Source organism: Rheinheimera sp. (assembly GCF_030690345.1).
Taxonomy (GTDB): domain Bacteria; phylum Pseudomonadota; class Gammaproteobacteria; order Enterobacterales; family Alteromonadaceae; genus Alishewanella.
Window position 1 is genome coordinate 640,838 of record NZ_JAUYGV010000001.1, and the last position, 26,677, is coordinate 667,514.

Genomic DNA, 26,677 nt, shown 5'->3' on the forward strand with positions numbered 1-26,677 from the left:
TTAATATTAAAATCACTGTTTAATAAATTAAAACAATCATGCCAAATCAAGCGGATTTAAATAGCCTGCAGCTGGTGCAGCGTTTACAGCAGGCCGGCAGCTTTACCGCCGCAGCTGAACAACTGGGCTGTAGCAAAACTACTATTAGCCTGCAGTTAAAAGCGCTGGAGCAGCAACTGGGCGTGGCGCTGTTTCGCCGCACCACACGCCAGCTCAGCTTAACCCGCGCCGGCGAGCAGCTGCTGCGCGACTGCCTGCCGCTGCTCGACGAGCTGCAACAAGCGCTACAGCAATTGCAAAGCAGCGACAAGGTATTGCAGGGCAAGCTGGTGCTAAGCGCACCGGAAGATTACACCAACCGCGTACTGGCCACTGCCGTAGTGGCCTTTATGGCACTGCATCCGGCCTTAGAGGTAGAGTTTCGCAGCAGCGATCTGGTAAAAGATTTAATCAAAGAAGGTATCGATTTAAGCATTCGCGCCGGTTGGTTAAAAGACTCCGGCCAGCATGCCCGTAAGCTCGGCAATTTTGAGCAATGGCTGCTGGCCGCCCCGGCCTATCTGGCCCAAGCCGGTATACCGCAGCAACCGGCCGATTTAGCCAGCCAGCGCTTTATCGCCTTTACGCCGCTTAGCCAACCGCAGCAGTGGACTTTTAGCCAAACCAACCCGCACACCGGGGCCAAACAGCAAGTTAGCCAGTATTTGCCGGCCGCGCTTAAAACCAGCTCTACCCAAACCATTACAGCCTTAATGCTGGCCGGTGCCGGCATGGGCATACTGCCCGACTACAGCGCCCGCGATCTGGTAAGCAGCGGGCAGTTAGTCCGGCTACTGCCCGACTGGAGCTTAGCGCAAGCCGGTATTTACGCGGTATACCCACCAGGCCGCTTTCGCCCGGCACGGGTAACCGCCTTTGTTGATTTTTTGCAGCAGTATCAGCAGTTGGTTTGAGATAATTAAATAGGGTGCGTCCCTAATAATTCTAATAATTTACTGCGTTGCCAATCGTTGTGAAAAAAATGGCAGCATAACCTCCAGAGTACGAGCCGGTAGTTGATTCATATGCCGCCCTCTGTGAGTGGTGTAAACATGCTCGATACCTGCTGCTGTAAGCTCGCGGTGAAAATGCTCACAGCCTCTGACAATCCATTGAAACTCATCGTTTATTCCGCAGTCGAGGCCAATACCATTTAATGACTTTAACTGCGGTTTAAATTCAATAATTTTGCGCTGAACATCGCCAAAACCTGCATTCCATTTGGCCATTATTGTTTCATCAACCACCAGCGTGTTATTAACGACAGTATAGGGATATTCAAAATACGGCGGTGTAAGTATTGGCGCAAAGGCCATGCCATAGGCAATATCAAAAGCACTGCGGTTGTTGCTCAGGCTAGCTAGTGCCTCTTGCGCTGGCATTTGTTTAATGCCGGATAGCGAAGCAATAAAGCGTTTAATGTGGGCTTGCGTATCAAATATTTGCGTATCAAGCATGCCGCTACTGTCTACTAACCCTGGTGCCATTGCAAAGACGGAACCAAAAATATCGGCATGCCGCATGGCTAAATTAAGCGCGCCAAAACCGCCCATAGAATGCCCCGCTATACCGCGAGCCTCTGGCTTGGCTAAGGTGCGATAGTTGGCATCAACGTAGTTAACCACATCGTTAAACATAAACTCTGCCCAGTTGCCAGTGACGGCTGAATCAACAAAAAAACTGCCGCGATAACGATTCACGCCGGAAATAATCACCACTATAGCGGGTTGAAGTGTTTTAAAGCTGTTGTCAAAATCGGCTTGCACCTCTACACCCGTTATAGCGTCGGTGCCGAATCCCGGCAGAAAATAAATAACCGGCAGTGCAGTGTCAGCAGTGAAATAAGCGGCCGGAAGATATACCCACAGCTCGCGTTGAGCAGGCTCGCCAATGATATTGCCGGCCAAGGCAGGAGCGGTAATAGTGACAGCAGTAAAACTAGATGTTGCAGCTGAGCTGGCAAATGATGGGTCGGGGCCGGATGCCTGTGCTTTGCCAGCCAATGCCATGGCTAACATCATGGCAAAAGTAACGATTAACCCTACTGGATTGTGCATAAGAATTATGACCTTAGTTGGTTTGTTAACTGATTCGGTATTGAAACTAAGCGGTTTTTCTCATAGTGTCTAATACTCTTTTCGTGATACCTTTTCGGTATGAATAAATCTATTGATCTTCGCCAGTTCCGCTATTTTGTTGCACTAGCTGAAGAGTTACATTTCGGCAGAGCAGCAAAACGGTTACATATTTCCCAGCCGCCATTGACGCGGCAAATTCGACAGCTTGAAGATCATCTCGGTGTTGGGCTCTTTATACGCAGTTCTACCGGAGTAGAACTGTCAGCTGCCGGCATGGCTTTTTTGCCGGAAGTTAAACGGACATTGAAACAGGCTGAAAAAGCGGTTGCCGCGGCGCAGGCATTACGAATGCAAGACGCCGGGCGCTTTGTTGTCGGCTACACAACGGTGTTTGACCCTGCAGACATACCCGAGGTGCTGGATGATTTGAGGGCATGCTATCCGCAGTGGAAAATAAGCCCGAGCCTGAAGCATTCTATCCGTTTGGTTCAAGATTTAAAAAATGGCGTCATAGATGCGGCATTCATCACCCTGCATACCCACGCAGAAGGTTTAATATCAGAAACTATTTTTAATCAGCCATTGGTGCTGGCATTATCCTCCAACCACAGGTTAGCGCGGAAACGGAAAATACGCGCTGCTGATATTTGTGGCGAGTCGATGTTTTGGTTTAAGCGCCAGTTAAACCCCGGTTATTACGATTACTGCAGCGCTTTTTTTGCTCAGCTAGGTTTTACTTTCAACCTCATTCCGGAGCCTGCAGACCATCACATGCTGTTGGCTGCGATTGCTGAAGGGCGTGGCATGGCGTTTATGTCGACATCGCTACAAAAAGTGAAACGTGAAGGCGTGGTTTTCAGGCCACTTGATAATGAATTTAGTGGCCTTTCTATGGGCATTGCGCTGGTTTATCCGGAACAGAATAAATCGCCTGTACTAAAAAAATTTATTGAACTGGTTAGGAATCGTTAATGGACGTAAATATTTACCAGGTTGATTCGTTTACCTATCAGGTGTTTAAGGAGCACAAAATCAATTACTGCGTGCCGCTACGGCGCATATCCGGCAGCCATACTGCCAGCATGCCCAGCAGTGGTAACCAGGCGCACAGCTTAAAGATATAAGTAATGCTGGTGGCGTCGGCCACTATGCCCAGCACTGCAGCGGCAATGCCGCTAAAGCCAAACATCATGCCGTAAAAAATCCCCGAGATCATACCGATATTGCGCGGTACCAACTCCTGCGCAAACACAATAATGGCCGAAAACGCCGACGACATCACCAAACCTATCAGCACTGTTAGCACCGCAGCGCCAAACAGGTTGCTATAGGGTAACAACAAGGTAAGCGGTGCTGCGCCTAAAATAGACACCCAGATCACCGGCTTGCGACCTATTCTGTCGCCTACCGGACCGCCTATTACGGTGCCCACCGCCACTGATGCCAGAAACAGAAATAAAAATAACTGCGAGTCGCCAACCGACACGGCAAACTTTTCAATCAGATAAAAGGTATAAAAATTACTCAGGCAGGTCATATACACATACTTGGACAATACCAGCAGCGCCAACACCAGCAATGCCTGTTTGGTTTGCCGGGGCGATAAACCGTTGTCCGCAACTACACTGCTGCGTTTGGCCGCCGTGGCATGTGAGGCAATAACCCAACGGCTAACGCGCTGCAACACAATAATGCCGATAATGGCAAACAAACAAAACCAGCCTATGCTGCCCTGCCCGCGCGGAATAATAATCACGGCGGCTAATAAAGGCCCCAGTGCCGAACCGGCATTGCCGCCGACCTGAAACACCGCCTGCGCCAGGCCATAGCGGCCGCCGGATGCCATACGCGCCACTCTTGACGCCTCAGGGTGAAAGGTGGATGAGCCCAGGCCAATCATCGCAGATGCCAGCAGCAACATGGCAAAGCTGTCTACCTGGCTTAGCATAACCAGCCCCAGCAGCGTAAATACCATGCCAAGCGGTAATAACCAGGGCTTGGGGTGTTTATCGGTATAGAAGCCTATGGCCGGTTGTAATAACGACGCGGTAATTTGAAAAATCAGCGTGATCAGGCCAATCTGGGCAAAACTCAGCAGATATTGCTGTTTTAGCATCGGATAAATAGCCGGCAAAACCGCCTGGATCAGATCGTTTAGCAAATGCACAAAACTGACAGCCCCTACAACGGGTAAAGCCAATGCTGCAGGTGCAACTGCAACAGATGCAGCAGCCTTAGTAACGCTTGTCATAATTCTCCGGCGCCGGATAAACGAAAAAGGCGGCAAGTATATACTATCGGAACATTAGCAATACACGGCCAGCGCCGGTTGGCCGCTTGGCTGCGACATGTACCACAGTACCCGGAAAACATCTGCATGCGGCTGCTCATAACCGGGCTGGCTTAAACTGCCCGGCTTTAATCTGGCTTATTTTGCTTGTTTTAACTGCTGCAACACGGCGGCAGGATCAGTAAAATCGCTGATTTCGGTTAATACCATGCCGTCTTTTACTTTTAACAACGCCGGGATATTGCGCACATTAAAGTGCTGAAACAACACGCCCTGGCTGTCAATGTTGAACGGGATTGCCATCTTGTACTGCGCGTTAAACTCCGCAAGGGCGCTATCGTCGGTCCACAGATGATTAACAATGCCCATCCAGCCGGCGTCTGTTGCTTTGGCAGCTAAGGCATTAAGCCCTTGTTGCGCAGTTTTGCAATGCGCAGCCATAGCGGGCCGTGATTCAGCCAGATACCAGTCACACCAGGTAGCAGTAAAAAACAGGTAATGCTCGCCTTGCAGATACGGCGCTGTGAAACGTTGTTGCTCGGCACTGCTGATATTGTCTGAACTTGCCACCGGTAATTGCTGCCCTTGTGCCAGGCGCTGCACCAGACCATCCAGTGCTTTGTCAGATTCATGGCTGCTATACACCTGCTGACCGGCGCTATTCAGTAACACTGAATAGGGCGTGCCCACTAAGCCCAGGGTGCCGGCAAGCTGGCCGCTGGTATCCAGCCAAACCGGCATGGTTAAACCAAAGCGTTGTATAACAGCAGCGATTTCTTCTGCTTTCTCGTTGATATCAATGTTTACCGCAACAAAATTTACCTTGTCACCATAAGCTTGATATAACGCCTGAAAATGCGGCATTTGTTCGATACAGGGCTGGCACCAGGTGGCCCAAAGTTTGATATACAGCGGTTTATCCGCCGCTAATGTGCTCAGGTTTATGGCTGACGCAGCCGGAAATGTTTCCAGTTCAATCAGCTTTAAATCGGCTGATGCCGCAATGGCAGGCTGAATAAACCCCTGGCAAAAAATCAGCAGCCAGGAAAACACTAGCAAGCAGGCAAACTTAGACATTTTTAACTCCTTTTTATTTGACGCTAAAGATGCTAACTGCGGCGTTATGCCGCGTATTGTAAAATTGCGACAACTATTAGGAGAACAGCTGTTATTGGGACAGGCATTGCAGCAAAGTAAGTTTTTAAACCCATATCGCCGCCGGTCGGATTAACTGCTGCTTCTTTTTCTGAACTGCGCTGCTTTATAACGGTTGCCACATAGCGCCATACTGCACCAGCGCCGCTTGTGCGCTTTAGTGCGATCATAAAACCACAAAATACAGTCCGGGTGTTCGCACTGTTTAACCAACTCAACATTCGCTTCAACTAACAACTGCGCCACGGCTTCTGCTACCGGCCCCAGCAGCGACGCTATCGTTGCGCCGCTGGCTATGCGGCTTAACACCAGCTTGCCGTCATTGTCGCGCGCTAAATGCAGCACACTGTGGTACGCATGCAAATACTCATTTAAACCACTGATATCCTGCAACTTTCCTGCTTTAAACGCGCTAATTAAGCCTTTGGCAAGGCTGCGCAGTGTTTTGGCCTGCGCCAGCAATTCACCCACAGCGAATGCGCCGCCCCCTGCGGCCGGAAAAATGTTGTGTTGTGCCAGCCAGCGCAACACATCTGCATCGCTGTGCCAGTATTCAATCGTCTTGTCATCGTTACGCGCTTCGGTATTGAGCAAGTCCATCGCAAGGTGATCACCCAGCATAGGTGCAGCATTCAGGTTGTCGTCGTGCGGTTTTGCAGAAGCAGCCATACAGTAACCTCTAAAAATTAATTTGACAGGTTAGCACAAGTACGCCAAACTTGCACCATAACCACTAAACTACAGCTTTAATGGTTACTAAATTCATCTCAAGCCAAACTATACGGAGCTATCATGACAACGCCCAAAATGCTGCTTGCCGCAGCAAGCTTAACCACCTCTTTGTATGCCAACAGTGCAGATAATCCACCACAGGTGCACCACCAGAGCATCGATATACAAGGTGTGAATGTGTTTTACCGCGAAGCCGGTTCGGTACAGGCACCTACAGTGTTGCTGCTGCATGGTTTTGGTGCCTCGTCGTATATGTTTCGTCAGCTGATACCGCAACTGGCAACGAAATACCATGTTATCGCGCCGGACTTGCCGGGTTTTGGCCAAACTACGGTTAACAGCGACGTCAACTTTAGCTACAGCTTCGACAATCTGGCTGCTGTTATTGATGCCTTCACAGTGGCGAAAAAGCTGGACCGCTATGCCCTGTACGTGTTCGATTACGGTGCCCCTGTAGGCTGGCGCCTGGCAGTAAATAACCCGCAAAAAATCACCGCCATAGTCAGCCAGAACGGCAATGGCTACGAAGAAGGCTTAAGTGCCGGCTGGGCTGATATGCAAAAAGCCTGGGCTAGTCCTACGGCAGAAAACCGTGCAGCACTGCGCCGCTTTAATAACGCTGACATGCTGAAATGGCAGTACACCGAGGGCGTTACAGATACCTCGCTGATTGCGCCTGAAACCTATCAATTGGCCCACGCCGCAATAGAGCGTATTGGCGTGGACGCACAGCTGGATTTGTTAGTCGACTATGGCAACAATATTAAGCAGTACAGCCAGCTGCACGACTATTTTCGCCGTTACCAGCCACCGCTACTGGCAATCTGGGGCGAAAAAGACCCGTTCTTTTTGCCGGCAGGCGCCAATGCCTTTAAACGTGATAACCCAAACGCTGAGGTACAGTTCCTTAACACCGGCCACTTCGCCATTGAAACTCATGGCAATGAAATCGCCACACAGATGCTGCAGTTTTTGCAGCAGAGCATTAAAGCCAAAACCGAATAACCGCGGCGACGGCGGGCCTTGCCGTTTAGAATTTGTATAACAAAGCAGAAAGCTTGCTAAAACGCGGCCAGCAGCTCTTTGGCTACGCCTTGTGCATCAAAGCCCGGCCGGAAGCGGCCGCGAAACTTACCGGCCGGGTCGATGATGGCAAAGCTAACGGAATGGGCAACGCTGTAACTCTCTTTATTTGCGTTAACGCTAAATTGCACGCCCAAACCGGCGGCGAATTGCGCCAGCTGTGTTTCGCTTGCGCTGACACCGAGAAATGCCGCGTTAAAGTAGCTGACAAATTGGTGGATTTCAGTAATTGAATCCCGGTTTGGGTCTACCGAAACAAAAACATAAGTCACCTTGTTGTTGGCAAGGCGCTCATCGTCAGCCAACGCATCAGCTAATGTTGCCATTTGCATTAAAGCTGTTGGGCAAATATCGGCACAATGCAAAAAGCCGAACCACACTATGGTCCAGCGGCCCGGCAGCGCCTGGTTGGTGAATTCGCCCTGCACAGTATTAAGGCTGAAATTGGCCAGGCTGCGTGGTGTGGTTAACCACTCTATTGTGGCCGGCTGATTGGGCTTGGGGACCAAAAAAGCCGGTAAAGCCCCCGCTACTGCGCCCAAGACCAACAATAACAGGGCAATAATGGCTTTATGCATCAGGCTGCTCCTTAGCATCGGCATACAACAAACTCAGCGCAACTAACGCCGGCAAGGTTACACCGGCGAAATCGTCAATCAGCGATTGTGGCACACAGATCCCTACCAGCACTTCCCAGACATGAAACACAGCATGTGCTACCAGCCAGGCCGTTGGTATTGACCACAGTATGAAGCGCTGCTTGCGATACAACGCGCCATATACAAAGGCGGCGCCTATCAGCAGATAGTTCATGCCAATATCTCACAGAAAATGCTGGTTAAAAGGCCCGCGGTCGGGCACGCCCGGTACCAGCCAATACCAGGTTTCCGGTGCTATGGTCATAAAGCTGCCGTTAACCAGCGCCGCCAGGCCAAGCAATAACGCGGCGGGGCCGGGCAATTTATTCAACATTTGCCGCCTCCGCTGCAACAACGGCGGCGCGGTTGGGTACAAGGCTGGCATCGTTTAGCTGAATGCGGCTGCAGGCCTTACCGTAGCCCAGCGCGTATTTCAGCGCCGGATACACCCGATAAGAGCTGATAGCAAAACCAATAGCCATAAGCCCTTTGCTACCCCATAACGCCAGTATTTTTTCACGCAACAGATCCGCCTCTGGCTGGTGCGCCAACACCAGCTCAGTAAATTGCACCACCAGGGCGATATCCTCCGGCAGCTGATTTAAGTCGTGTTCAATAATGGCGCGCAGCATAGCCGCACTTACCCCAGCTTCCAGCGCCATATTTACCACCAGTTGCGTGCAGGGCCCGCAGTCTTCAAAAATGATCGCCCGCAGTCTGGCAGCATATAGTGGCGCGGCCGCTAAATTCCCCTGATGAGATGACATACTCTGAAACGCCATAAACTTTAAAAAAGCGGCTAAATCTGTTTGCAGTAAGTCCTGCTGATAGCGCACGTCGTAGTTGTAACGGTTTTGCAGCCTGAGCAGCATTTTGTTCAGCACATATCGCATCATTTCGGGCACCTTAAGTCATTAGCGCCGGCTTGCAGCGGCGGTTGTGATGGGCGCAAAGCCGGCTGCGGCCTCTCCTGTGCCAGCACCGGCTTAACCAACAACAAGCAGCTGAATAAGAAAAGCAGCGCACAAGCGTACAGCATCAGGGAAAAGTTGCCGTTATCCAGCAGGCCGGCCGCGAACAAGGGCCCCGTCGCCAACCCCACAGAAGATACCAGCGCAGCAATAGCAGACAGCCTGCCACTGCTGTCGGTTTGCGCGCTTACCGCTAACAGATAAGACAGCACTGCCGGCCAGCAAAAAAACAGTAACGCCATGGCCACAACATACAGCAGGCTGTGTTGGGAATAGTTAAGCAGCAGCGCCGCAATGACCGACAGCGCACTGAGTGCCAACAAAAAATGTAACCGGCCAAAACGCCGGCCGGTCACTACCGGCAGCATGGCTCCGGCCAGCCCGGTCAAACCCGTTAGCGCGATATAGGTATTAACACTATCGGTGGCAATATTGGCCGCCAACCCAATAAGCCCGACATAAGCCCAAATAGCACTGGCCGCTATTTGATAAACCATAATGGCCAACAGCAATAACAGCGCCTTGCGATACGCCCTGCCCCCGGGCTCTGCAGCCAACGCCGTTAGCCGTGCAGTTGAACCGCGGCTTAACGCCAGGGCCGGTAAACACAGCATAAAAACCAGGCTTGACGCAGCAATAGCGGCCATCACATAAAAAACCGCATAAGCATTGCTAAGCTGTTCCAGCGCCGGCAGCAGGTAAATAACCAGCGAACCAATACTAAACTGCAGCAATAACAGGGTGCCGAAGGCGCGGTCGGGGTTGTCCAGCCTGGCCAACACGGAAAAAGCCATACCGACACTCAGCCCGCCGGCAACCCCGGCGAAAAAGCGCCACCCCAGCATAACGCTGTAGCTCTGAATCCATAGGGTGCTGACGTCAATCAGGGTTAGCAGCGCTAAAAATGCCAACATGACCGGCTGCCACTGCAGACGGCGCACTAAAAAAATAGCGATAGCGCTGCCAAGCAAAGCGCCGTAACCGTTTAGCGCAACAATTTGGCCGGCTTCAACCTCTGTAAAACCGATACCGCCTGCCAGGGCATTCACGACACCCGGCAGAAAGTTAATGTAAGACAATCCGGCCATGGCGATAAAGGCAAGCAAAAAGTAGATTAACGGGTGATTAGCGGGGGGTTTTGTTAAATCAAGGTGCTGCAACATCATTCCTCACTCAAAAAGCGGTTTGCCATTGGTGATGCCATGTTATGCCGCTGAAAAGTGGGAAAAAATAGCCGCGCCGCCCTATCAGTCATGAATACTATTCATCAATTTTCATGTTATCTTGAGCCCACAGCGCAAGGCGGCTTAACCGGGAACTACAGCTTATGGATAAACTGCGTTTATTAGATATATTTTTAGCCACCTGTGATGCCGGCAGCTTTGCCGCTGCAGCAAAAAGCTGTAACACCGATCCCTCCACGGTTAGCAAAGCCATTAGCCGGTTGGAAGCAGAGCTGAAGTTGACGCTGTTTCAACGCTCTACCCGCCGGTTAAGCATTACCACAGCAGGGCAACGCTACGCCGATACGGTGCGCAAGATGATGCAAGACCTCAGCGCCTGCGAGCACGAGCTGAAGCAGCTGAACGATTCTCCCTGCGGCACTTTGCGTATCAGTTCGGCTGCCTGCTACGGCCACCTCTATGTTTTGCCGCTGTTGCAGGCTTTTTGTCAGCGTTATCCGGCCATTAAGCTGGCACTTGAGATCAATGACTTGCACGTTGATATTATTGATAACGACATTGATATCGCCCTGCGCACCGGCTTTGTAAAAGACAGCCGTTTAGTGGCGCGGCGGTTAAGCCCGATGGATTTTCTTATTTGTGCATCACCGCAGTATTTAGCGGCACGGGGCACGCCGCGTTGTGCCGACGATTTTCAGCACCATAGCTGGATTGGTTTTCGCATTAAACAGACCCAACAGCTACAGCCGGTTTTTCTGCCGGACCATAGCGGCGAATACCAACCCTATGAGCTTGAGCGCAGCCATATCACCGATGATGGCGAAGCCATGGCATTGATGTGCGACCATGGTTTGGGCTTTGCGCAGTTGCCGCACTTTCTGGCAAAACAGGGCTTACAAAGCGGCGCCCTGGTATCGCTGTACCCTTATTACCGGCCGCCACAAGCTGATAACGGCGTGTTTGCCATTTATGCCAAACGCGAGTATTTACCGGCCAGGGTCAGGGTGTTTATTCAATTTATCAGCGCATATTTAGAGTCGGCCGGGGAGAGTGCTAACCATACCTGGGCGGAAAACTGGCCGGCGCTGATTAAATTCTGCCGCTAAAATATGCACTTTCCCGGGCTTGCTTTGCTGCCCCGAAAAAGCAAAACATGCCCCTTAATCCGGCAACACGCCTTCTCTGGCTATGTTAGTATACAAAGCACTGATAACTGCTTGATGATACACACGCTTTGCTAAATTTCTTCCGGCCTGAACAAAAGCAGGTGCTGTTAATTGCCCTGCCGATGATTGCCTCTAACCTGACTATTCCGCTGCTATCCCTGGTGGACACCGCCGTGGTGGGTCACCTGGAGCATGCCTGGTATTTGGGTGGCGTGGCACTGGGTAGCAGCCTTATCAGTCTGCTGTTTTTACTGCTGGGCTTTTTGCGCATGAGCACTACCGGCTTAACAGCGCAGGCGTTTGGTGCAGAAGATGCCAACGCCATCCGCAACAGCCTGTTGCAGGCCGGGCTGGTAGCGTTATCGTTAGCCCTGTTGCTGTTACTGCTGCATCCGCTTGTTATGCCGCTGGTGCAGTTGTTCAGCAATGCCGGCAGCGATGTGCTGGAGCAAGCCGGTGTTTATTTTCAGATCCGTATCTGGAGTGCACCGGCGGCGCTGTTGAATATGGTACTGCTGGGCTGGTTTTTAGGCCTGCACAATGCCCGCTACCCTATGTGGCTGTTGCTGTGGAACCAAAGCCTGAACATCGCACTGGATTTACTCTTTGTGCCGGTTTTAGCCTGGAACGTAGCTGGTGTGGCAGCAGCGTCTGTTATTGCCGATTACAGCACCTTGCTGCTGGGGCTGTATTTACTACGCCGGCTGTGGCAGCAGCGACAGCTTGGCAAGGTAACTCTGTTACAGCTGCAACAGCTTAGCGGCTATGGCCGCTTGTTTGCACTAAACCGTGACATTTTTATCCGCAGCCTGTGCCTGCAACTGGTGTTTGTGTTTATCGCCTTTCGTGGCGCGGCCTTTGGCGATAACGTAGTGGCAGCCAATGCCGTGTTGCTTACTTTCCTGATGCTGGTGTCTTATGCGCTGGACGGCTTTGCCTATGCCGCCGAAGCCTGCACCGGCAAAGCCGTGGGAGCAAAAAGCCAGCGCGAACTACAGGGTTTATTTGTCATTTTGGCACAATGGGGCCTGCTGTTGGGCATACTGTTTAGCCTGCTGTTTTGGCTGGGTGGCCCGGCATTAATCAGCCTGCTGACCTCTATTTCGGCTGTGCAAAATACTGCAGAGTATTACCTGCCCTGGCTAATTGTTCTGCCGTTAGTGGCGGTATGGAGCTACCTGCTGGATGGCATTTACATTGGTGCTACTCAAGCCCGTACCATGCGGAACAGTATGTTGCTGTCATTCTCCGGGTTTGGGCTGTGTTATGCCGTTACACAAAGTGCCGGCAACCATGCGCTATGGCTGGCATTGTGCATATTTATGCTGCTGCGCGGCCTGACGCTGGCGTGGCCCCTATACCGGCGCGGAGCGACGGTATTATTTTCATAAAAAGCAGCGCCGTGGTACGGCGGTATTATTTTAATAAACAGCACCGGCGTAGCGCAGAGGTAAAAATTACGCGGTTGTTAATAAAACTATGAAATTAATGCCGGTAATGCGTAGCCGCTGCAACCTTGCCGCTTCTCAGCCCCTATACCACTTAATTTATTTAAGCAAATAAAAACAACAGCTTGAAGTAAAACCTTAGTTGGTAAACGCTTAATTTTACAGCCTGGTCTGTAACCTGCAGCTTTATAGTTGTCCTGTTGCCCGGACGTGTTCAACACCGGTTTAGTCGTATCGGTGACCATTGAAATGTTATTTATCAAGGAGAACCTCACTATGGCACAGTTAAATACCCCCGAAATGAAGCATGCCTCCGATATTATTCAGGTATTAAACAGCGGTATTGAATTTTACGCCGACGCTAAAGAAAAAGTTGACGATCAGCAGTTAGCGCAGTTTTTTGACCGCATGTTAAATGCACGGCGCATGGTAAAAGAGCGCTTACAGCCTTTTGCCGTGCAGGAAGATGGCAAACGCGAAGAAGGCTCAGCCTTTTCAGTTGAAGCGCGTAAAGTATATACCAAGGTGATTGGCGCTATGTCTTCTGACAAAGACCATACCTATATCAGCCAGTTAGAAGAAGTAGAAGATAAAACCCTGGACGAGCTGCGCATAGCACTGAAAGATAAACAGCCGCCGCAGTATGAAGCTGCCCTGCTGCAATCTATGGCAACTATACAGGAATGCCACGATGAAATGCGGGCGCTGAAAAAAGCCGGCGACCACTAAGCCACGGCAGTTCGCTGCCCGGTATTAACTCACTACGCTACAGGTGTACCCGTCGTTCTTTCCGGCCGGTGCACCTGATCCGGCGTTACCGCCTGCTCTGCCAAATCATCAGACAGCAATTGCAAATCGTCCGCCTCCAGCGTTACGGTTTGCTCAGCGCTGGTTTTACCCTCTAAACATAACGTCATCAGTAGCGGAAAGTGATCCGAGCCAATATTTGGCAATCGCTGTATTTGCTGCACGCTAAAATGCTTGCTGTGAAACAGGTGATCCAGCGGCCAACGTATAAACGGATAGCCGGCATGAAAACTGTTAAACATACCGCGGCCAATGCGTGGGTCGAGTAAACCACTAACTTTACGAAACAAACGCGTGGTTTCGGACCAAGCCACATCATTTAAATCACCGCTGACAATAAGCGGCTGATCACACTGCGCCACACTTACCGCCAATACCAGCAGTTCTGCATCGCGCTCGGCAGAGCTTTCATTTTCGGTTGGCGCCGGCGGCGCCGGATGGACAAAATGCACCACCACGCGCCGGCCGCTTTGCAGCTCAACTTCGGCATGCATTGAAGGTATATCAGGCTGTACCAGAAACTGAATAGCTGCGTTGTGCAGCGGCAAACGGGAATACACGTGCATACCATACAAATTATCCAGCGGGCATTTAATACTGTATGGATAGCCTGAACTTAACTGATCCAGCTGCTGTTGCCACCACAGATCCGACTCCAACGTAACCAGCACATCCGGCTGATGCTGCTTGATTAACCCGGTTAAGGTCGCCGCATTGCGGTTGGTCATCAGTACATTGGCAGTTAAGATTGAAATGGTTTCGCATCCGGGCTCTGCGGTTTGGCTTAACGGCACTTCAGTGCGGTGCAACCGGGTGTACGGCCAAATCCACCACAACTGCGTTAACAGGCACACCAACGTTAGCAACAGCATAACCCCGCTGCCGGCCCGGCTGGTGTCCAGCATCGCAATTTGCATCAGTAATAACAGCGCACTGAGCACAGCCAGTTGTAAACGGGGAAAGTCCAGCCCGCGGACTAACCAATGTTTAATCCGGCTCAGTGGTAAAAGGGTAAGCAACAGCAATATTGCAGTCAGTACAGCAAAACTGGCCGGCATCGGGTAGTCCGTTATCAATTATCAGTCGTTAACCCTAACGGATTGCACCAATACTGGCAAGACCACAGCACTATTGTCTTTACCGTGGATTGGGCCATTTTGCCGACTGTACAGCTGTGCCGCGCCTTAAAAAGGCAAGCTGTGTTGTTGCAAAAACACGGCGATATCATCCTGCATGGCCGGGGTTAACTGCAGCGAAAACGCAGCGATATTTTGCTGTAGCTGCGCCATGCTGGTGGCGCCGATAATCGTCGACGTTACGCCGTCTACCTGATTAACCCACGCCAACGCCAACGCAGTGGCACTGACATTATGGCTTTGTGCTAATTCAGTAAAGGTCGCGATAGCGTGGTTCGACTGCGGCGTATCGCGAAACAAGCCATTGCGTTGCAGCATGCTCCAGCGCGTGCCGTTTGGCCTGGCACCGCCAAGGTATTTACCGCTTAAAGCGCCACCGGCCAACGGCGACCAGGGCAGATAAGCGATATTGTCATGCACACACTGTTCAATTAAATAGGGCCAGTCTTTGCTGTGTAGCAGGCTGAATTCGTTCTGGATTGACACCATGCGCGGCAGATTATGCTCTGTGCTCAGGCGAAGGTACTGGCTGATGCCCCATGGCGTTTCATTAGACAAGCCGCAAAAGCGGATCTTGCCGGCCTTAACGCAGCTATCCAGCGCTTGCAACAAGCCCAGCATTTGTTCGGTTTGTTGTGCGGCATTTACCTGCGTAAAGCCAATACGGCCCACACTGTGTTTACCAAAATGCGGCGATACCCGGTTAGGCCAGTGCAGTTGATATAAATCGAGGTAATCGGTTTGTAACCGGGCTAACGAAGCATCTACCGCTTGCAGCAGTGTCGCCGGAGTCATGTCGCCACCGCCGCGCACATACGCCAGGCCACTACCGGCCATTTTGCTGGCCAGCACAATATTGCTGCGTTGCTGCTTGTTACGGCTTAGCCAGTGGCCAATAATCCGCTCGGTGGCACCGTAGGTGTCTGCTGTGGGGGGGATGGCGTACATTTCGGCGGTATCAATAAAATTTACCCCCTGTGCCAGCGCATAATCCAGTTGTGCATCAGCATCGGCCTGCGTATTCTGACAACCCCATGTCATAGTACCCAGGCAAACCCGGGATACTGTTATATTGCTACTGCCTAAAAGAGAAAATTGCATCTGTGTTTCTGCTCCGTTATTTCATTGCCGCCTCAGACGCGGTGCAATGGAAACTCAATAAAAAATAACGCGCCCTGTCCGGCAACGGACGCAAAGCCAATCTGGCCCTGCATGGCCTCTACCAGTTCTTTACTCAGCGCCAAACCAAGCCCGGTACCACCTTTAGCACGCGAATCACTGGCGTCGGCTTGAGAAAACCGTTTAAAAATATGCGGTGTAAATTCCGCCGCTATACCAGGGCCATTATCCTGCACACTGATACGCACATAATCAGCGCTGAGTTTTACCTCTACTTCAACCAAACCGGCTGCCGGAGAAAACTTAATGGCATTGGACAGCAGGTTTGCCATAACCTGCAAAAACCGGAAGCGATCCAACCGCAGCAGCACGTCATGACTAAGCTGTGCCACATCACTGTCAATAGCCACCTGCTTTTCAAGCGCGTAGGTTTGGTTTTCGGCAATAGCCTGCTCAACCAGACTTTTTACCGATACCACCTCGGGCGTAAACTGCATTTTGCCGTCAGCCAGCTTTTCTATATCCAACAGGTCATTAATCAGGAAGCTTAACCGCTGGCTGTTATCATTCGCCAGTTTAAGTAAATGCTGATGAGGCGCAGCTAACGGCGCCAGCCGCTCCGATAATACTAACCCCAGAGCGCCGCGAATAGCAGTCAGTGGTGTGCGCAGCTCGTGGCTTACCGTTGAGACAAACTCGCTTTTCATTTGCTCCAGCCGTTGCCGCCCGGTAATATCTTGCGCCGTGGCATACAGTTTACCGGTATCCGGGTCCGGGGTGGTAAACCATTCCAGACTGATATAATGGCCATTTTTATGCCGCAACCGGTTAATAAAGCCCAACGACATGGCACCGTGCTCTAAGCGCTGAACTTCAGCCGACGTGGTTGCTATATCATCCGGATGCAGCAGCTCAGCATAGGGGGTTAACAGTAAGTCCTGCTCGCTGTAACCCAACAAGGTACTGAAGGCTTTATTCACCCGCTCAAAGTAACCGGCACGATTAGTAATACACATCAGGTTTTGGGACAAATCAAAAAACTGCTGCAGCTCAAAACTGGTGTGTTCCTGCATGGTAATGTCACGCGCTATGCCAAGGTAACCGCTTAACCGGCTTTTGCTGTCATACATTGGCGTTATTACCAGTTGCACCCAAAGCTCAGAGCCATGCTTGCAGCGATATATCCAGCGCCGGCTTTCTTTACCATGCAGCTTGGGCAAGATGGTAAAAATATCAAATCCGGTGACTTCGCAGTTCAACTGCTTAGACAACTCGGCAGCCCGGGCGGCCACTTCACTGAGATCATGAAACAGCATCGGTGTGCTTTTACCGGTTAGCTCGGCCGCCTTGTAGCCCAACATTAATTCAGCTCCGCGGTTAAACAGCGTAATAACACCTGTGCAATCGGTGGCGATAATGGCCACTTCAGAGGCGGCATTCATCACGTTTTTCATCGTGGTGGTGACATCCTGCAAAGCGGCATAGGCATGTTTTTGCCCGGTAATATCCTGAAACAAACCATATACACGGACACAAACGCCGCGTTCAAACTCCGGAATACCGATAGAGCGCACCCAACGCTCTTCTCCTTTGGCAGTGATAATTTCAAATTCTTCGTCAAAGGTAGTACCTGAGCGCAGCGCAGCCTCAAAACAGCTGGTTATGCGCCGGCGATTGTCACCGGCCTTGTAGAATAAAATAGCCTGTGCAGTATCACATTCAAACGTATCATCCACCTGATGAATACGCTTGGTTACGCTGTCCCAACGTGGCGACGAAGCTGGCATCGTCACTTCCCAGGTACCGATATCGGCAATATTGCCGGCGCGGATCAACAAATCATAAGTATGTTTATGCTGTTGCTGCATCGTTATTGCCAGGTCGTGGTCGGTAATATCTTCCAGGGTTCCGCACATTAGCAAAGGCCTGCTGCGCATACCCCATTGCACCACCCGGCCACGTAACTGCACATGGATCCAGTGCCCGTCTTTGTGTTGCAGGCGCAGCTGAGCGCTGAATAAGGCAGATTGCGTGGTGAAATGTTGCACTAAGGCCTGCTTTACTGCGCCGGCATCATCCGGATGCAGCCATTGTTGCAGCGTAGTAAGCGTTAGCGACTGTAACTCTGTCAGCCGGTAACCGGCAATTTCAGCACAGCGGGCGTTTAGCACTACGCCGCCGGTTTGAATACACCACTGCCAGGTAGCAATATTACCGACTTCAATAATGGCGTTAAGTTTTGACGTTTCACTAAGTGGTAAATCAGAGGGTACCGCTGCCATCTGCATACTTCATAAGTTTTCTCTTAACTGAGCGCAGCATAGCAATTGTCGCTGCTGTTTGCAGCGTAAAACGTAAAATAGCCGGCTAATATCAGCCTCACAGTAATGCACTGCGTCGCAGCCTGAACAGCTTAGCCCTGGTGTTCAGGGTTGGCTGGTTCAGGCGCATACAGTAAGGCTAGTTTGCCGACACCGCGGCATCAGTGGGGCTGGCAGTGTCGTTCTCAAAACGGACCAGCAGTTCAACACGACGGTTAGCTGCACGGCCTTGCGCAGTGTTGTTATCGGCGATCGGCTCTGCCGGGCCTCGCCCTTCAGCAGCCAGTTGTGCTGTTGTCAGGCCCTGTTGCTGTAAAAAGGTCATTACCTGATTTGCACGTTGTTGCGATAACTTGTTGTTATACGCCAACTGACCGGAGCTGTCGGTATGCCCAAGCACTGTAACTTGCTGATAATCAATACCCTTTAATGATTCTACTACGGCAGTTAGCTGACGTTGCAGCTCATCACTTAACCTGGCGCCATCATGCGAAAACGCGGTAACGCCCGGAAAGGATACCTTAACCTGATTATCTGCCTGCGTCGAGGTAACTACGCCGGCTGCAGGTTGCAATCTGGCGGCAAACAGCGTTTGTGCTTTGGCGCTTTCGGCATTAACCGCTGCAGTATCTGCAGCGCTGCCGTTGTTTGAAGTACTGACGCAACCGGTAGAAAGTAAAGCAGCAAGAACTGCAGTAGAGAGCGATAAAGTGCGCAAAATTGATACTCCGCGATTCAATGTTAAATAATGCCACACACTTTAAAGCTTTTATTTGATCAAATAAACACCTTAACTTAACAATAGCAAAATAAAAATTCACAACAGATTAATTGATCATACTACTGGCCGGCATAGCTATTCAGCCACTGCCGTTTTGCTGTGAAATACGGCAATAGCCTTATTTAGCCGTTGTAAAATATCCGGCTGCGCCGCCAGATAACTGTTGCTGATATAAAAACCAAACGGCAAGCTTACTTCTTGTTGGATGTTGTAGCGTGCCGCATCTAACTTTTGTCTGGCGATAAGCGCGCGGGCTACGCCGGACGGCAACATAATGGCGTCTACGCGGTTAAAATCCAGTAAATTGAATAATCCGTGAATGTCGTTAGTACCGGCGGTAATTTTATAGTTTTGTTGCTCTAACCAGGAGAAAATATTGCTGTTCATTTGCGCTGACACTAACGCATTTTGCTTAAACTTAGTGCTGCCAGGCTCCAGAGCGTGGTGTTCTTTTAACCACACCCAGCTCCAGTCTGTAATAATCACCGGCGCAGAAAACCGTGCCACATGGCTGCGTTCAGCGTTTTCAGTTGCCAGAAAAAATACGTCGATAAGTTGGTTTTGCATATCAAGCAAAGCACGGCCAAAATTCGGTACCGGGGTCAGCCGGTATTCGAGCCCAGCTTCCGCCATAATGGCAACAAAGGCATCATAACCCGGTCCGCTGAACTCCCCCTGCGCCAACGCGGTATAAGGCGGGTAATCCGGTATCGCTATACGCAGCGGCTTTACCTCAGCGCTACAAAGCGCACTGCTCAAACACAGCAAAACACAAAGCAGAAACAGCTTCATTTACCACAATCCTGTATAAATTATTAGTAACGCTTAAAACCACGGATCTACTAACGGTTAAATATCGTTCACAATGCCGGTTTACGCAATAATGTTCCTTTGTGGTACCCGGCGCGGTCAAACAATAAAGCCTCAGCTTACCTTGTCTGCGGGCAATGATATTGCAGTTCTGCAGCTAATGCATTATGGTTGCGTTATGCAAACATCTCTTAAGCCTGAGGCGCTAAACCGCAAAGTTTACTGCCCGCATAATATCGCTATCGCCTGCCATTCTTAGGCCGGTTTTGCCCTGCGCGAAACCGGCTGACACCTGCTGATCACCCTAACCATTTTTGTCTCTGTAAACCGGAGCTGTAATGTATTTCTGTTATCCCAAACAGTCGAACAAGACTGTTGCCGGTATTATTGCCATGCTGGCCTGCCGGCAATTATTTCCGCTGACCGCGCTGCAATTAAGCCATATGCTGCATGTTGTTGCCGATGACAAAAGCCAAAGCCGGCTGAGTAACAGCGGCTGTATCCGCCCGGGCAGTACGGTTGAACTGCAAAATATTGACACCGGCGAATGTGGCTGGCTGCAATTGGTTAACCCGGCACATGCTGATTATCACAAGGGCCGCATTTCGTTGCTGTCGCCACTTGGCTGTGCCTTGCCGGGTAAAACTGCTGACAATGAGTTTAGCCTGCAGCTGTTAGGTTGCCGCCTGCGCTTTCGCGTACTGACAGTACTTAATGTTAAACACTCTATTACACACTCTATTACACACGGCGAATAAAGGAGCCCGCAATGACAACACCTGATATCACCCTGTCCACTACCGATTATGATCGGCTGGATGCCTTACTCAGCAGCCTGAGTGCAGACAGCATTGGCTATGATACCTTAAGCCAGGAGCTGGAGCGTGCCAACGTAGTAACGCCGGAGCAGCTGCCGGCCAATGTGATCAGTATGAATTCCACGGTGCGTTTTCGCCTTGCCAGCGGCAAAACCAGCACTCTGACACTGGTATATCCAAAAGATTTGCCGCAAAGCGGCAATAACATTTCGGTGCTGGCGCCGGTAGGCTGCGCGTTACTTGGCTTAAAAACCGGCGACAGCATTAACTGGCCGTTGCCGGGCGGCGATATGTCGACCATTACAGTGGAAGAGGTGGTGTATCAACCTGAGCGCGAGGGTGCTTATCATCGCTGATGGGCAATGCTGCGGTTACCGGCTTAGCAGTAGCCGCAGCATAGGCGAAGTGGCTGCCGTAATGTTACACTAACGCCGTTATTGCCGTATTAACCAATATAAACTTCAACCAACAGAGTAGTATATGCGTGTGTTTATTCGTTTATTTTTCCGCTTAGTTCGCCTGATCTTAACCCCTTTTATGCTGTTGGCAGAAAAGCTCAGCACACCAAAAGCCATAGTGCGCAGTGCAACAGAGCAAACTGCCGTGGATACGGCGTGCAGCCAACTGGCACTGTATCAATTTCGCGCCTGCCCGTTTTGCATTAAAGTACGCAAAGAAATGGCACGGCTGGGGCTTAATATCAGCAAGCGCGATGCGCAGCATAATCAGCAATACCGTAGCGAGCTTGAAACTGCCGGCGGCAAGATAAAGGTGCCCTGCCTGCGGATTGAAACAGCCGGCGGCGAGGTGCAGTGGTTGTATGAGTCAGCTGATATTATTGCTTATTTGCAGCAGCGTTTTGCGCAGACGTTAAACGCAGCGCAGTAGCAGGCTTTACTAACTAATCCTGCTTCGCAAAACGGCTTAACTGCTATAAAATGCGCCACCTTAATTTGCGCGGGCAGTAAACAGCGATGATGTCGTCCAATGCGTTATACACGGATTTATCCGGCTATTATGATTTAATGTGCTGCGACATCAACTACCCGGCGCAAAGCAATACCGTGCACCGGCTGCATCAATTGCTGGGTAACGGCGGCAAAACCCACCTCGATTTAGCCTGTGGCACCGGCCCGCACATTCGCCATTTTATCGACTATGGCTACCACAGCAGCGGGCTGGACTTAAACCAACCGATGCTGGACTTAGCAAAGGCCCGCTGCCCGCAAGCCCATTTTATGCTGCAAAATATGTGTAGCTTTGCGCTGGATAAGCCGGTTGATTTAATCAGCTGCTTTTTATATTCCATTCATTACAGCGCCAGCATAGCTCAGCTAAAACAGTGTATTGCCAGCGTATTTAACGCGCTAAACCCGGGCGGCATATTCTGTTTTAATGCGGTAGATAAAGATAAAATTTGTAACCACAGCGCCGTACGCCACAGCACCACGCACGATAATAGCCACTTTGTGTTTGAATCGCTGTGGCACTACAGTGGCGTGGGCGAGCAACAAGCGCTTAAATTGCGTATCGCCAAAACCAGCGCCGGCAATACTCAGCAATGGCAGGATGAACACCCCATGGTTGCCATCAGCTTTGCCCAACTGCAGGCGCTGTTAAGCCCTTATTTTGAAGTGCATATGCTGGCGCACGACTACGACAAGATAGCACCCTGGGATACTACCTCCGGCAATGCGCTGTTTGTTTGTGTAAAACGCTGATAACTGAAACGCTTTTGGCTTTAACTTAATAGCCTGGTTAATTTATTCGCATTACCCTTGCGCATTGGCCGGATCAAGGTCTTTTAGCTGCTCTACAACTTCTTCAGCATACTGCTCAATACCCTGTCCAATAACAGGAGCACTATTCAGCGTTTTCAGTTTGCGGATATCTTCTATGCGGAACATGATACTGCCAGCATTCTCTTTATCTTTAAACGCATAAATAACATCGTCCGAACCCCAGTAGTGGACATTTTGCAAATAGATAAAACCTTTGGTCACCTCATTGCTGTTGATTTTCTCCAACAACGGCTTTGATATTTCAGCAAAGTAGTAATAAGATTCTATATTACCGCCCTCTTCAGGCACGTTAAACTGAGTAAAAGTCCATACCAGCTCTTGCCCGGTGTTGTCACTCAGGGTTTCTATCTCGTTTGCGACGTTACATCCCTGCAGAAAAACCAATGTTAGTAACAGGCCAAATATTCTGAACACGCTGAGTCCTTTCCGGTATTGTTTATAGACGGCAAATAATATACCCGACTCTAAATTAACAACAAAATATAATTTATGACCGCTGATAATTGCAGCGCCAGAGATATCTGGCTATTTCAGATATGGAAAAACCACAGCATACGGCAAAAAAAGCCAGGATTTTCTCGTCAGTACACCACCTAAGCGTTACTCTGGCGCTAAATACCCTAAGGAGACTAACAGATGCGAATAATGCTAATGCTTGCTTTAATGGTTAGCCTGCCAACATTGGCTAAACCACAACTGGAACTGCTGTGGCAAACCGACGGCTTCCGCGTGCCCGAGTCAGTATTGGTGTATAAGCAGCAAGACGATAAATTTTTATTTGTGTCTGAAATTGATGGTGAAGGTAATGCCGCCGATGGCGAAGGTGGTGTAGCCCTGCTCAATACCGATGGCACCATGCGTGAGCATAACTGGTTACGCGGCTTAAATGCCCCTAAAGGTTTGGCACAATACCAAGGCAAACTCTATGTGGCAGATCTTACCGAGCTGGTTATTATTGATATTGCCACGGCCAGGGTAACCGCAAAAATTCCCGCGCCGGATGCGGTGTTTCTGAACGATGTTACCGTGGATGAGCACGGCGTGGTGTATATCTCTGATACGCGCAAAAACCGCGTATACAAATATGCCAATGGTGTTATCAGTATCTGGTTGGAAGATATTATTGCAGCTAATGGTTTAAAGAGTATCGGCAGCGACTTATACATAGCTGCGGCAGACTTGCTGCTAAAAGCAGATAAAAACGGCGAAATAACGCAAATTGCCAAAGGCTTCTCACAACGCGCCGATGGTCTGGAGCCTGTGGGCAATGGTGATTTTATTGTTAGCTGCTGGGCCGGTATTATCTACTATGTTTACGCCGATGGCCGGATAGAACCGATATTGGACACGCAGCAGCAAAAACTCAATACCGCCGATATCGGCTGGGATGCCAAAACAAACACCCTGTACGTACCGACTTTTTTCGGTAATTCAGTGGCGGCTTACCGGCTGATATATTAATGCTGTGATACATGCCAGCGACCAACATCGCTGGCATGCCTTTACTCAGTTCAAACCGGCTTTCGTCAAACCAAAAGCGGCATCTTGCGAGCCCGGTTCCATCAGCGCCAAAATTTGCATCCGGTTCCAGAAGTTAATCAGGCCGATGCTGTAGGTCAGTTCAGAAATTTCCACATCGCTGAAATGCTCTTTAGTCGCCTGATACAGCTCATTACTTACTCCGGTGTCTGCCAGTTTAGTCAGCGCTTCGGTCAGTGCCAGAGCAGCTTTTTCTTTGGCGTTAAACAGCGGCGATTCACGCCAGATAGCGACATGGTAAATACGCAGTTCACGCTCGCCTTTGATTTTTGCCTGTTTGATATGCATATCCAGACAAAAGGCGCAGCCGTTTAACTGCGATGCGCGGATATCGATCAGGCTTTTGATCAACGGGTCAATTGAGGTTTTATACGCTGCCATACTGGCATCCATCAGTGCCTTGGTTAAAGCCGGTGCGGTTTTAAAGTGGTTCAGTCGTGCAGTCATAGTTATAGCTCCAGGGTTTTAAGTTTAAAGTTGTAAAAAATCTATCGCAGCCAGGGCTTCAGGTACCGCTGCTGCTCTCGTTTGCGGGTGATGGGTACCATCTACCCGGATAAAACGCACATCGGTAATACCGATATAGCGCAAAGCCGTTGTCATATAAGGAGTAAACTGGTCGTCTGCTTCGGTGGGCCGGCCAAGTAGCGGCGTGCCATTGGCCATCACCACTAATACCTGTTTATTGCTTACCAGGCCGACTTTTTCGCCTTCTGCAGTAAAGGCAAAGGTGCGCCCAGCACGGGTAATATGGTCAAACCAGGCTTTTAATACAGATGGCAGGCCCAGGTTCCACATCGGCGATGAAATAAGCAGCGTATCGTGTGCCAGTAGCTGATCAACCAGTTGCTCAGACAACGCTGCAGCTTTTAGTTGTGCTTCTGTTCGCAATTCAGGTTTGGTCAAAAAGGCACTAACCGTTAACGCATCCAGATGCGGCAGCGGCTGCTGTGCCAAATCCAGCACTGTTTCAGTTAATGCCGGGTAGCGCTGTTGTAATTTAGCCAGCAGGTGGCTGGCGACAATTCTGGACGCAGAGCCGGTTAAGTTCGGGCTTACCTTAATATGCAACAGTTTCATACATTCTCCTGGCAAAGCCGCGACTAATTTCGGCTTACTGTGTTGTTCTGATGTGCAAAGTCTAGCCTTTCATGCCATATTTGAAAGATACAAAAACCATGTATTTAGGTAGGACATGATGACCGGTTATCAGGCTATTTATCAGCGCTATAAACAGCAGATCTTAAGCGGCAACCTGAAACCGGGTGAGAAGGTGCCGGCCATCCGCGTACTGGCTGCTGATTTAGGCGTAGCGAAAAAAACCGTCGAAACGGCCTATAACATTCTGATTGGCGAGGGTTATTTAGTCAGCAAAGGCGCACGTGGCACTCAGGTTAACCCGGATCTGCAGCTGAATATTACTAAAGCGCCGATAACCGTGCCGGTTGAAGATAGCAAACTGCAGAACTTAATTGATTTACGCGACAACCCTGGCTTTTTCCGGTTGGGTATTCCGTCGCTGGATCAGTTTCCGTATAAAAAATGGTTGCTGTTAGCCGGTAAAGCAATCCGCGCTATGCGACCGGAGCAAATGCTGACACCGCCGGTAATGGGCCACCCGCAGTTGCGTGAAGCCATTGCTAACTACGTTAATATCTCACGTGGCCTGAATTGCAGCGCCAGCCAAATTTGCATTACCAGTGGCTACAAACACAGTATCGCGTTGATTTTGCAAGCGCTGGCGACACGACAAGATAAGGTAGTGTATGAAGATCCCGGTTATTTTTTCGGCCAGAAGCTGTTAAAACGCATCGTTGAAAACCTGCACTATGTGCCGGTTGACCGCCACGGGCTGAATATCGATTATTTGCTACAGCACCATCAGGATGCCCGTTTTGTCATTACCACCCCGGCGCACCACAGCCCGCTGGCGGTTACCTTGTCACTGCCACGGCGGCAGCAGTTATTAGACTGGGCGCAAACCAGACAGGCCTGGATAGTAGAAGACGATTACGACGGCGAATTTCATTACACCAAAAAAGTACTGCCGGCACTAAAAAGCCAGGATCCGGCGGACAGGGTTATTTACGTTGGTACTTTTAGCAAAACTATTATGCCGGCCATGCGGATCAGCTACATAGTGCTACCCAAAGCGCTGATCAGCCGCTTGCACGAAACCGCGGAAATCGTCGAAACCAGCCTGCCGCTGCTGCCGCAGCAGATCCTCAGCCGCTTTATTGCTGAAGGGCATTTTTTTAAACATTTAAAAAAGATGCGCGCACTGTATCAGGCGCGGCGGCAAATGGTATTAAACGCCTTGCAGCAGGTTTACCCAAACCAGTTTTATGTCGAGTTAACCGATGGCGGCATGCATGTTGTGGCGTTCTTAAAAAGCGGCAGTCAGGACGAACAGTTGGCTAACATCTGGCAGCAGCACCGGCTGTTAGTGTTTCCGTTGTCGGTATGGTACGCCGGTAACAGCAAACGTTATGGCCTGGTAATAGGCTATACCAATATTACTTCAGAGCAGGAAGCCATCGACGCCCTGCGCCTGCCTTACCAGCAAACTTTAGCGCTGCTTGGCGGCTAATCTTTTGCAGCAGTATAGCCATTGAGTGCTGAGCGCTATTTATTTTAACAACTTGTGCTGACTCCAACATATGATTACAATGCCAATGATAATAATTCGCATTAATATTTATAACAAGGAGTTTCAGCTTGCGTTACCATCTGCTTTCCACTCATTCCGCTTCTGCTCAT

Annotated in this window: 29 protein-coding genes; 12 read left to right on the top strand and 17 right to left on the bottom strand. The window is 50.3% G+C overall.

Annotated features, from left to right (window positions below; genetic code table 11):
• Nucleotides 1-38: 38 nt before the first annotated feature.
• The gene (locus tag Q8O77_RS03030) at nt 39-953 is read left to right on the top strand and encodes a LysR family transcriptional regulator (protein ID WP_305551393.1); all 915 of its coding nucleotides are present in this window, start codon (nt 39-41) and stop codon (nt 951-953) included.
• A gap of 39 nt (nt 954-992) precedes the next feature.
• Here Q8O77_RS03030 and Q8O77_RS03035 read toward each other — a convergent pair whose 3' ends face one another.
• Nucleotides 993-2,096, bottom strand: coding sequence for an alpha/beta hydrolase family protein (locus Q8O77_RS03035; RefSeq protein WP_305551394.1), 1,104 nt, complete (start codon nt 2,094-2,096; stop codon nt 993-995).
• A 99-nt stretch (nt 2,097-2,195) separates the two neighbouring features.
• Between Q8O77_RS03035 and Q8O77_RS03040 the strand changes: the two genes are divergently transcribed.
• Nucleotides 2,196-3,089 carry a LysR family transcriptional regulator gene (locus Q8O77_RS03040; protein WP_305551395.1) on the top strand — a complete coding sequence of 298 codons (894 nt, stop codon included), beginning with the start codon at nt 2,196-2,198 and terminating at the stop codon, nt 3,087-3,089.
• A gap of 64 nt (nt 3,090-3,153) precedes the next feature.
• Here the strand turns inward: Q8O77_RS03040 and Q8O77_RS03045 are convergent, their stop codons facing one another.
• From Q8O77_RS03045 to Q8O77_RS03055, 3 genes are all read right to left on the bottom strand, one after another.
• On the bottom strand, nt 3,154-4,368 hold the full coding sequence (locus tag Q8O77_RS03045) for an MFS transporter (protein ID WP_305551396.1): 1,215 nt from the start codon (nt 4,366-4,368) through the stop codon (nt 3,154-3,156).
• Between the two features lie 177 nt (nt 4,369-4,545).
• A complete protein-coding gene (locus Q8O77_RS03050; protein WP_305551397.1) occupies nt 4,546-5,484 on the bottom strand; it encodes a thioredoxin family protein in 939 nt (312 codons plus the stop codon).
• A gap of 150 nt (nt 5,485-5,634) precedes the next feature.
• On the bottom strand, nt 5,635-6,231 hold the full coding sequence (locus Q8O77_RS03055) for an ABATE domain-containing protein (RefSeq protein ID WP_305551398.1): 597 nt from the start codon (nt 6,229-6,231) through the stop codon (nt 5,635-5,637).
• A 123-nt stretch (nt 6,232-6,354) separates the two neighbouring features.
• Here Q8O77_RS03055 and Q8O77_RS03060 point away from each other — a divergent pair, with 123 nt between their 5' ends.
• A complete protein-coding gene (locus Q8O77_RS03060; RefSeq protein WP_305551399.1) occupies nt 6,355-7,299 on the top strand; it encodes an alpha/beta fold hydrolase in 945 nt (314 codons plus the stop codon).
• A 56-nt stretch (nt 7,300-7,355) separates the two neighbouring features.
• On the opposite strand, the gene Q8O77_RS03065 is transcribed toward Q8O77_RS03060, so the two are convergent.
• Genes Q8O77_RS03065 through Q8O77_RS03085 form a run of 5 tightly spaced genes read right to left on the bottom strand, consistent with a single transcriptional unit; the run spans nt 7,356 to nt 10,152 of the window.
• Nucleotides 7,356-7,955 carry an SCO family protein gene (locus Q8O77_RS03065; RefSeq protein WP_305551400.1) on the bottom strand — a complete coding sequence of 200 codons (600 nt, stop codon included), beginning with the start codon at nt 7,953-7,955 and terminating at the stop codon, nt 7,356-7,358.
• Nucleotides 7,948-8,190: a hypothetical protein gene (locus Q8O77_RS03070; RefSeq protein WP_305551401.1), complete on the bottom strand. Its 243-nt coding sequence runs from the start codon at nt 8,188-8,190 to the stop codon at nt 7,948-7,950. The genes Q8O77_RS03065 and Q8O77_RS03070 overlap by 8 nt, the downstream gene beginning before the upstream one ends.
• A gap of 9 nt (nt 8,191-8,199) precedes the next feature.
• A complete protein-coding gene (locus tag Q8O77_RS03075; protein ID WP_305551402.1) occupies nt 8,200-8,349 on the bottom strand; it encodes a hypothetical protein in 150 nt (49 codons plus the stop codon).
• Nucleotides 8,339-8,911 (bottom strand): hypothetical protein, encoded by a 573-nt coding sequence (locus Q8O77_RS03080; protein WP_305551403.1) that lies wholly within the window; start codon nt 8,909-8,911, stop codon nt 8,339-8,341. The genes Q8O77_RS03075 and Q8O77_RS03080 overlap by 11 nt, the downstream gene beginning before the upstream one ends.
• Complete coding sequence (locus tag Q8O77_RS03085; RefSeq protein WP_305551404.1) at nt 8,908-10,152, bottom strand: MFS transporter; 1,245 nt, start codon at nt 10,150-10,152, stop codon at nt 8,908-8,910. The genes Q8O77_RS03080 and Q8O77_RS03085 overlap by 4 nt, the downstream gene beginning before the upstream one ends.
• Nucleotides 10,153-10,313: 161 nt before the next feature.
• On the opposite strand from Q8O77_RS03085, the gene Q8O77_RS03090 reads away from it, so the two are divergent.
• The 3 genes from Q8O77_RS03090 (at nt 10,314) to Q8O77_RS03100 (ending at nt 13,513) form a co-directional block, all read left to right on the top strand.
• Nucleotides 10,314-11,276, top strand: coding sequence for a LysR family transcriptional regulator (locus Q8O77_RS03090; protein WP_305551405.1), 963 nt, complete (start codon nt 10,314-10,316; stop codon nt 11,274-11,276).
• Nucleotides 11,277-11,404: 128 nt separating this feature from the next.
• Nucleotides 11,405-12,727 (top strand): MATE family efflux transporter DinF, encoded by a 1,323-nt coding sequence (dinF, locus tag Q8O77_RS03095; RefSeq protein WP_305551406.1) that lies wholly within the window; start codon nt 11,405-11,407, stop codon nt 12,725-12,727.
• 333 nt (nt 12,728-13,060) lie between these two features.
• Nucleotides 13,061-13,513, top strand: coding sequence for a PA2169 family four-helix-bundle protein (locus tag Q8O77_RS03100; protein WP_305551407.1), 453 nt, complete (start codon nt 13,061-13,063; stop codon nt 13,511-13,513).
• Nucleotides 13,514-13,545: 32 nt separating this feature from the next.
• Here Q8O77_RS03100 and Q8O77_RS03105 read toward each other — a convergent pair whose 3' ends face one another.
• From Q8O77_RS03105 to Q8O77_RS03125, 5 genes are all read right to left on the bottom strand, one after another.
• Nucleotides 13,546-14,649 carry an endonuclease/exonuclease/phosphatase family protein gene (locus tag Q8O77_RS03105; RefSeq protein ID WP_305551408.1) on the bottom strand — a complete coding sequence of 368 codons (1,104 nt, stop codon included), beginning with the start codon at nt 14,647-14,649 and terminating at the stop codon, nt 13,546-13,548.
• A gap of 126 nt (nt 14,650-14,775) precedes the next feature.
• Nucleotides 14,776-15,828 (bottom strand): aldo/keto reductase, encoded by a 1,053-nt coding sequence (locus Q8O77_RS03110; RefSeq protein WP_305551409.1) that lies wholly within the window; start codon nt 15,826-15,828, stop codon nt 14,776-14,778.
• Between the two features lie 32 nt (nt 15,829-15,860).
• Complete coding sequence (locus Q8O77_RS03115; protein WP_305551410.1) at nt 15,861-18,128, bottom strand: PAS domain S-box protein; 2,268 nt, start codon at nt 18,126-18,128, stop codon at nt 15,861-15,863.
• Nucleotides 18,129-18,306: 178 nt separating this feature from the next.
• Nucleotides 18,307-18,885, bottom strand: a complete 579-nt coding sequence (locus Q8O77_RS03120; protein WP_305551411.1) for an OmpA family protein — start codon at nt 18,883-18,885, stop codon at nt 18,307-18,309.
• Between the two features lie 138 nt (nt 18,886-19,023).
• Nucleotides 19,024-19,740, bottom strand: coding sequence for an ABC transporter substrate-binding protein (locus Q8O77_RS03125; RefSeq protein ID WP_305551412.1), 717 nt, complete (start codon nt 19,738-19,740; stop codon nt 19,024-19,026).
• Between the two features lie 356 nt (nt 19,741-20,096).
• On the opposite strand from Q8O77_RS03125, the gene Q8O77_RS03130 reads away from it, so the two are divergent.
• From Q8O77_RS03130 to Q8O77_RS03145, 4 genes are all read left to right on the top strand, one after another.
• Complete coding sequence (locus Q8O77_RS03130; protein ID WP_305551413.1) at nt 20,097-20,516, top strand: GreA/GreB family elongation factor; 420 nt, start codon at nt 20,097-20,099, stop codon at nt 20,514-20,516.
• Nucleotides 20,517-20,527: 11 nt separating this feature from the next.
• Nucleotides 20,528-20,932: a nucleoside diphosphate kinase regulator gene (rnk, locus tag Q8O77_RS03135; protein ID WP_305551414.1), complete on the top strand. Its 405-nt coding sequence runs from the start codon at nt 20,528-20,530 to the stop codon at nt 20,930-20,932.
• Between the two features lie 124 nt (nt 20,933-21,056).
• Entirely contained in the window at nt 21,057-21,464 is a 408-nt protein-coding gene (locus Q8O77_RS03140; protein WP_305551415.1) for a glutathione S-transferase N-terminal domain-containing protein, read from the top strand.
• 86 nt (nt 21,465-21,550) lie between these two features.
• Nucleotides 21,551-22,297, top strand: a complete 747-nt coding sequence (locus Q8O77_RS03145; protein WP_305551416.1) for a class I SAM-dependent methyltransferase — start codon at nt 21,551-21,553, stop codon at nt 22,295-22,297.
• A 51-nt stretch (nt 22,298-22,348) separates the two neighbouring features.
• Here the strand turns inward: Q8O77_RS03145 and Q8O77_RS03150 are convergent, their stop codons facing one another.
• A complete protein-coding gene (locus Q8O77_RS03150) occupies nt 22,349-22,792 on the bottom strand; it encodes a hypothetical protein (RefSeq protein ID WP_305551417.1) in 444 nt (147 codons plus the stop codon).
• Nucleotides 22,793-23,014: 222 nt separating this feature from the next.
• On the opposite strand from Q8O77_RS03150, the gene Q8O77_RS03155 reads away from it, so the two are divergent.
• Nucleotides 23,015-23,839 (top strand): SMP-30/gluconolactonase/LRE family protein, encoded by an 825-nt coding sequence (locus Q8O77_RS03155; RefSeq protein ID WP_305551418.1) that lies wholly within the window; start codon nt 23,015-23,017, stop codon nt 23,837-23,839.
• A gap of 45 nt (nt 23,840-23,884) precedes the next feature.
• On the opposite strand, the gene Q8O77_RS03160 is transcribed toward Q8O77_RS03155, so the two are convergent.
• Nucleotides 23,885-24,364: a carboxymuconolactone decarboxylase family protein gene (locus tag Q8O77_RS03160; protein WP_305551419.1), complete on the bottom strand. Its 480-nt coding sequence runs from the start codon at nt 24,362-24,364 to the stop codon at nt 23,885-23,887.
• Nucleotides 24,365-24,388: 24 nt separating this feature from the next.
• A complete protein-coding gene (locus tag Q8O77_RS03165; RefSeq protein WP_305551420.1) occupies nt 24,389-24,997 on the bottom strand; it encodes an FMN-dependent NADH-azoreductase in 609 nt (202 codons plus the stop codon).
• Nucleotides 24,998-25,112: 115 nt separating this feature from the next.
• Between Q8O77_RS03165 and Q8O77_RS03170 the strand changes: the two genes are divergently transcribed.
• A complete protein-coding gene (locus Q8O77_RS03170) occupies nt 25,113-26,507 on the top strand; it encodes a PLP-dependent aminotransferase family protein (protein WP_305551421.1) in 1,395 nt (464 codons plus the stop codon).
• Nucleotides 26,508-26,677 lie beyond the last annotated feature (170 nt).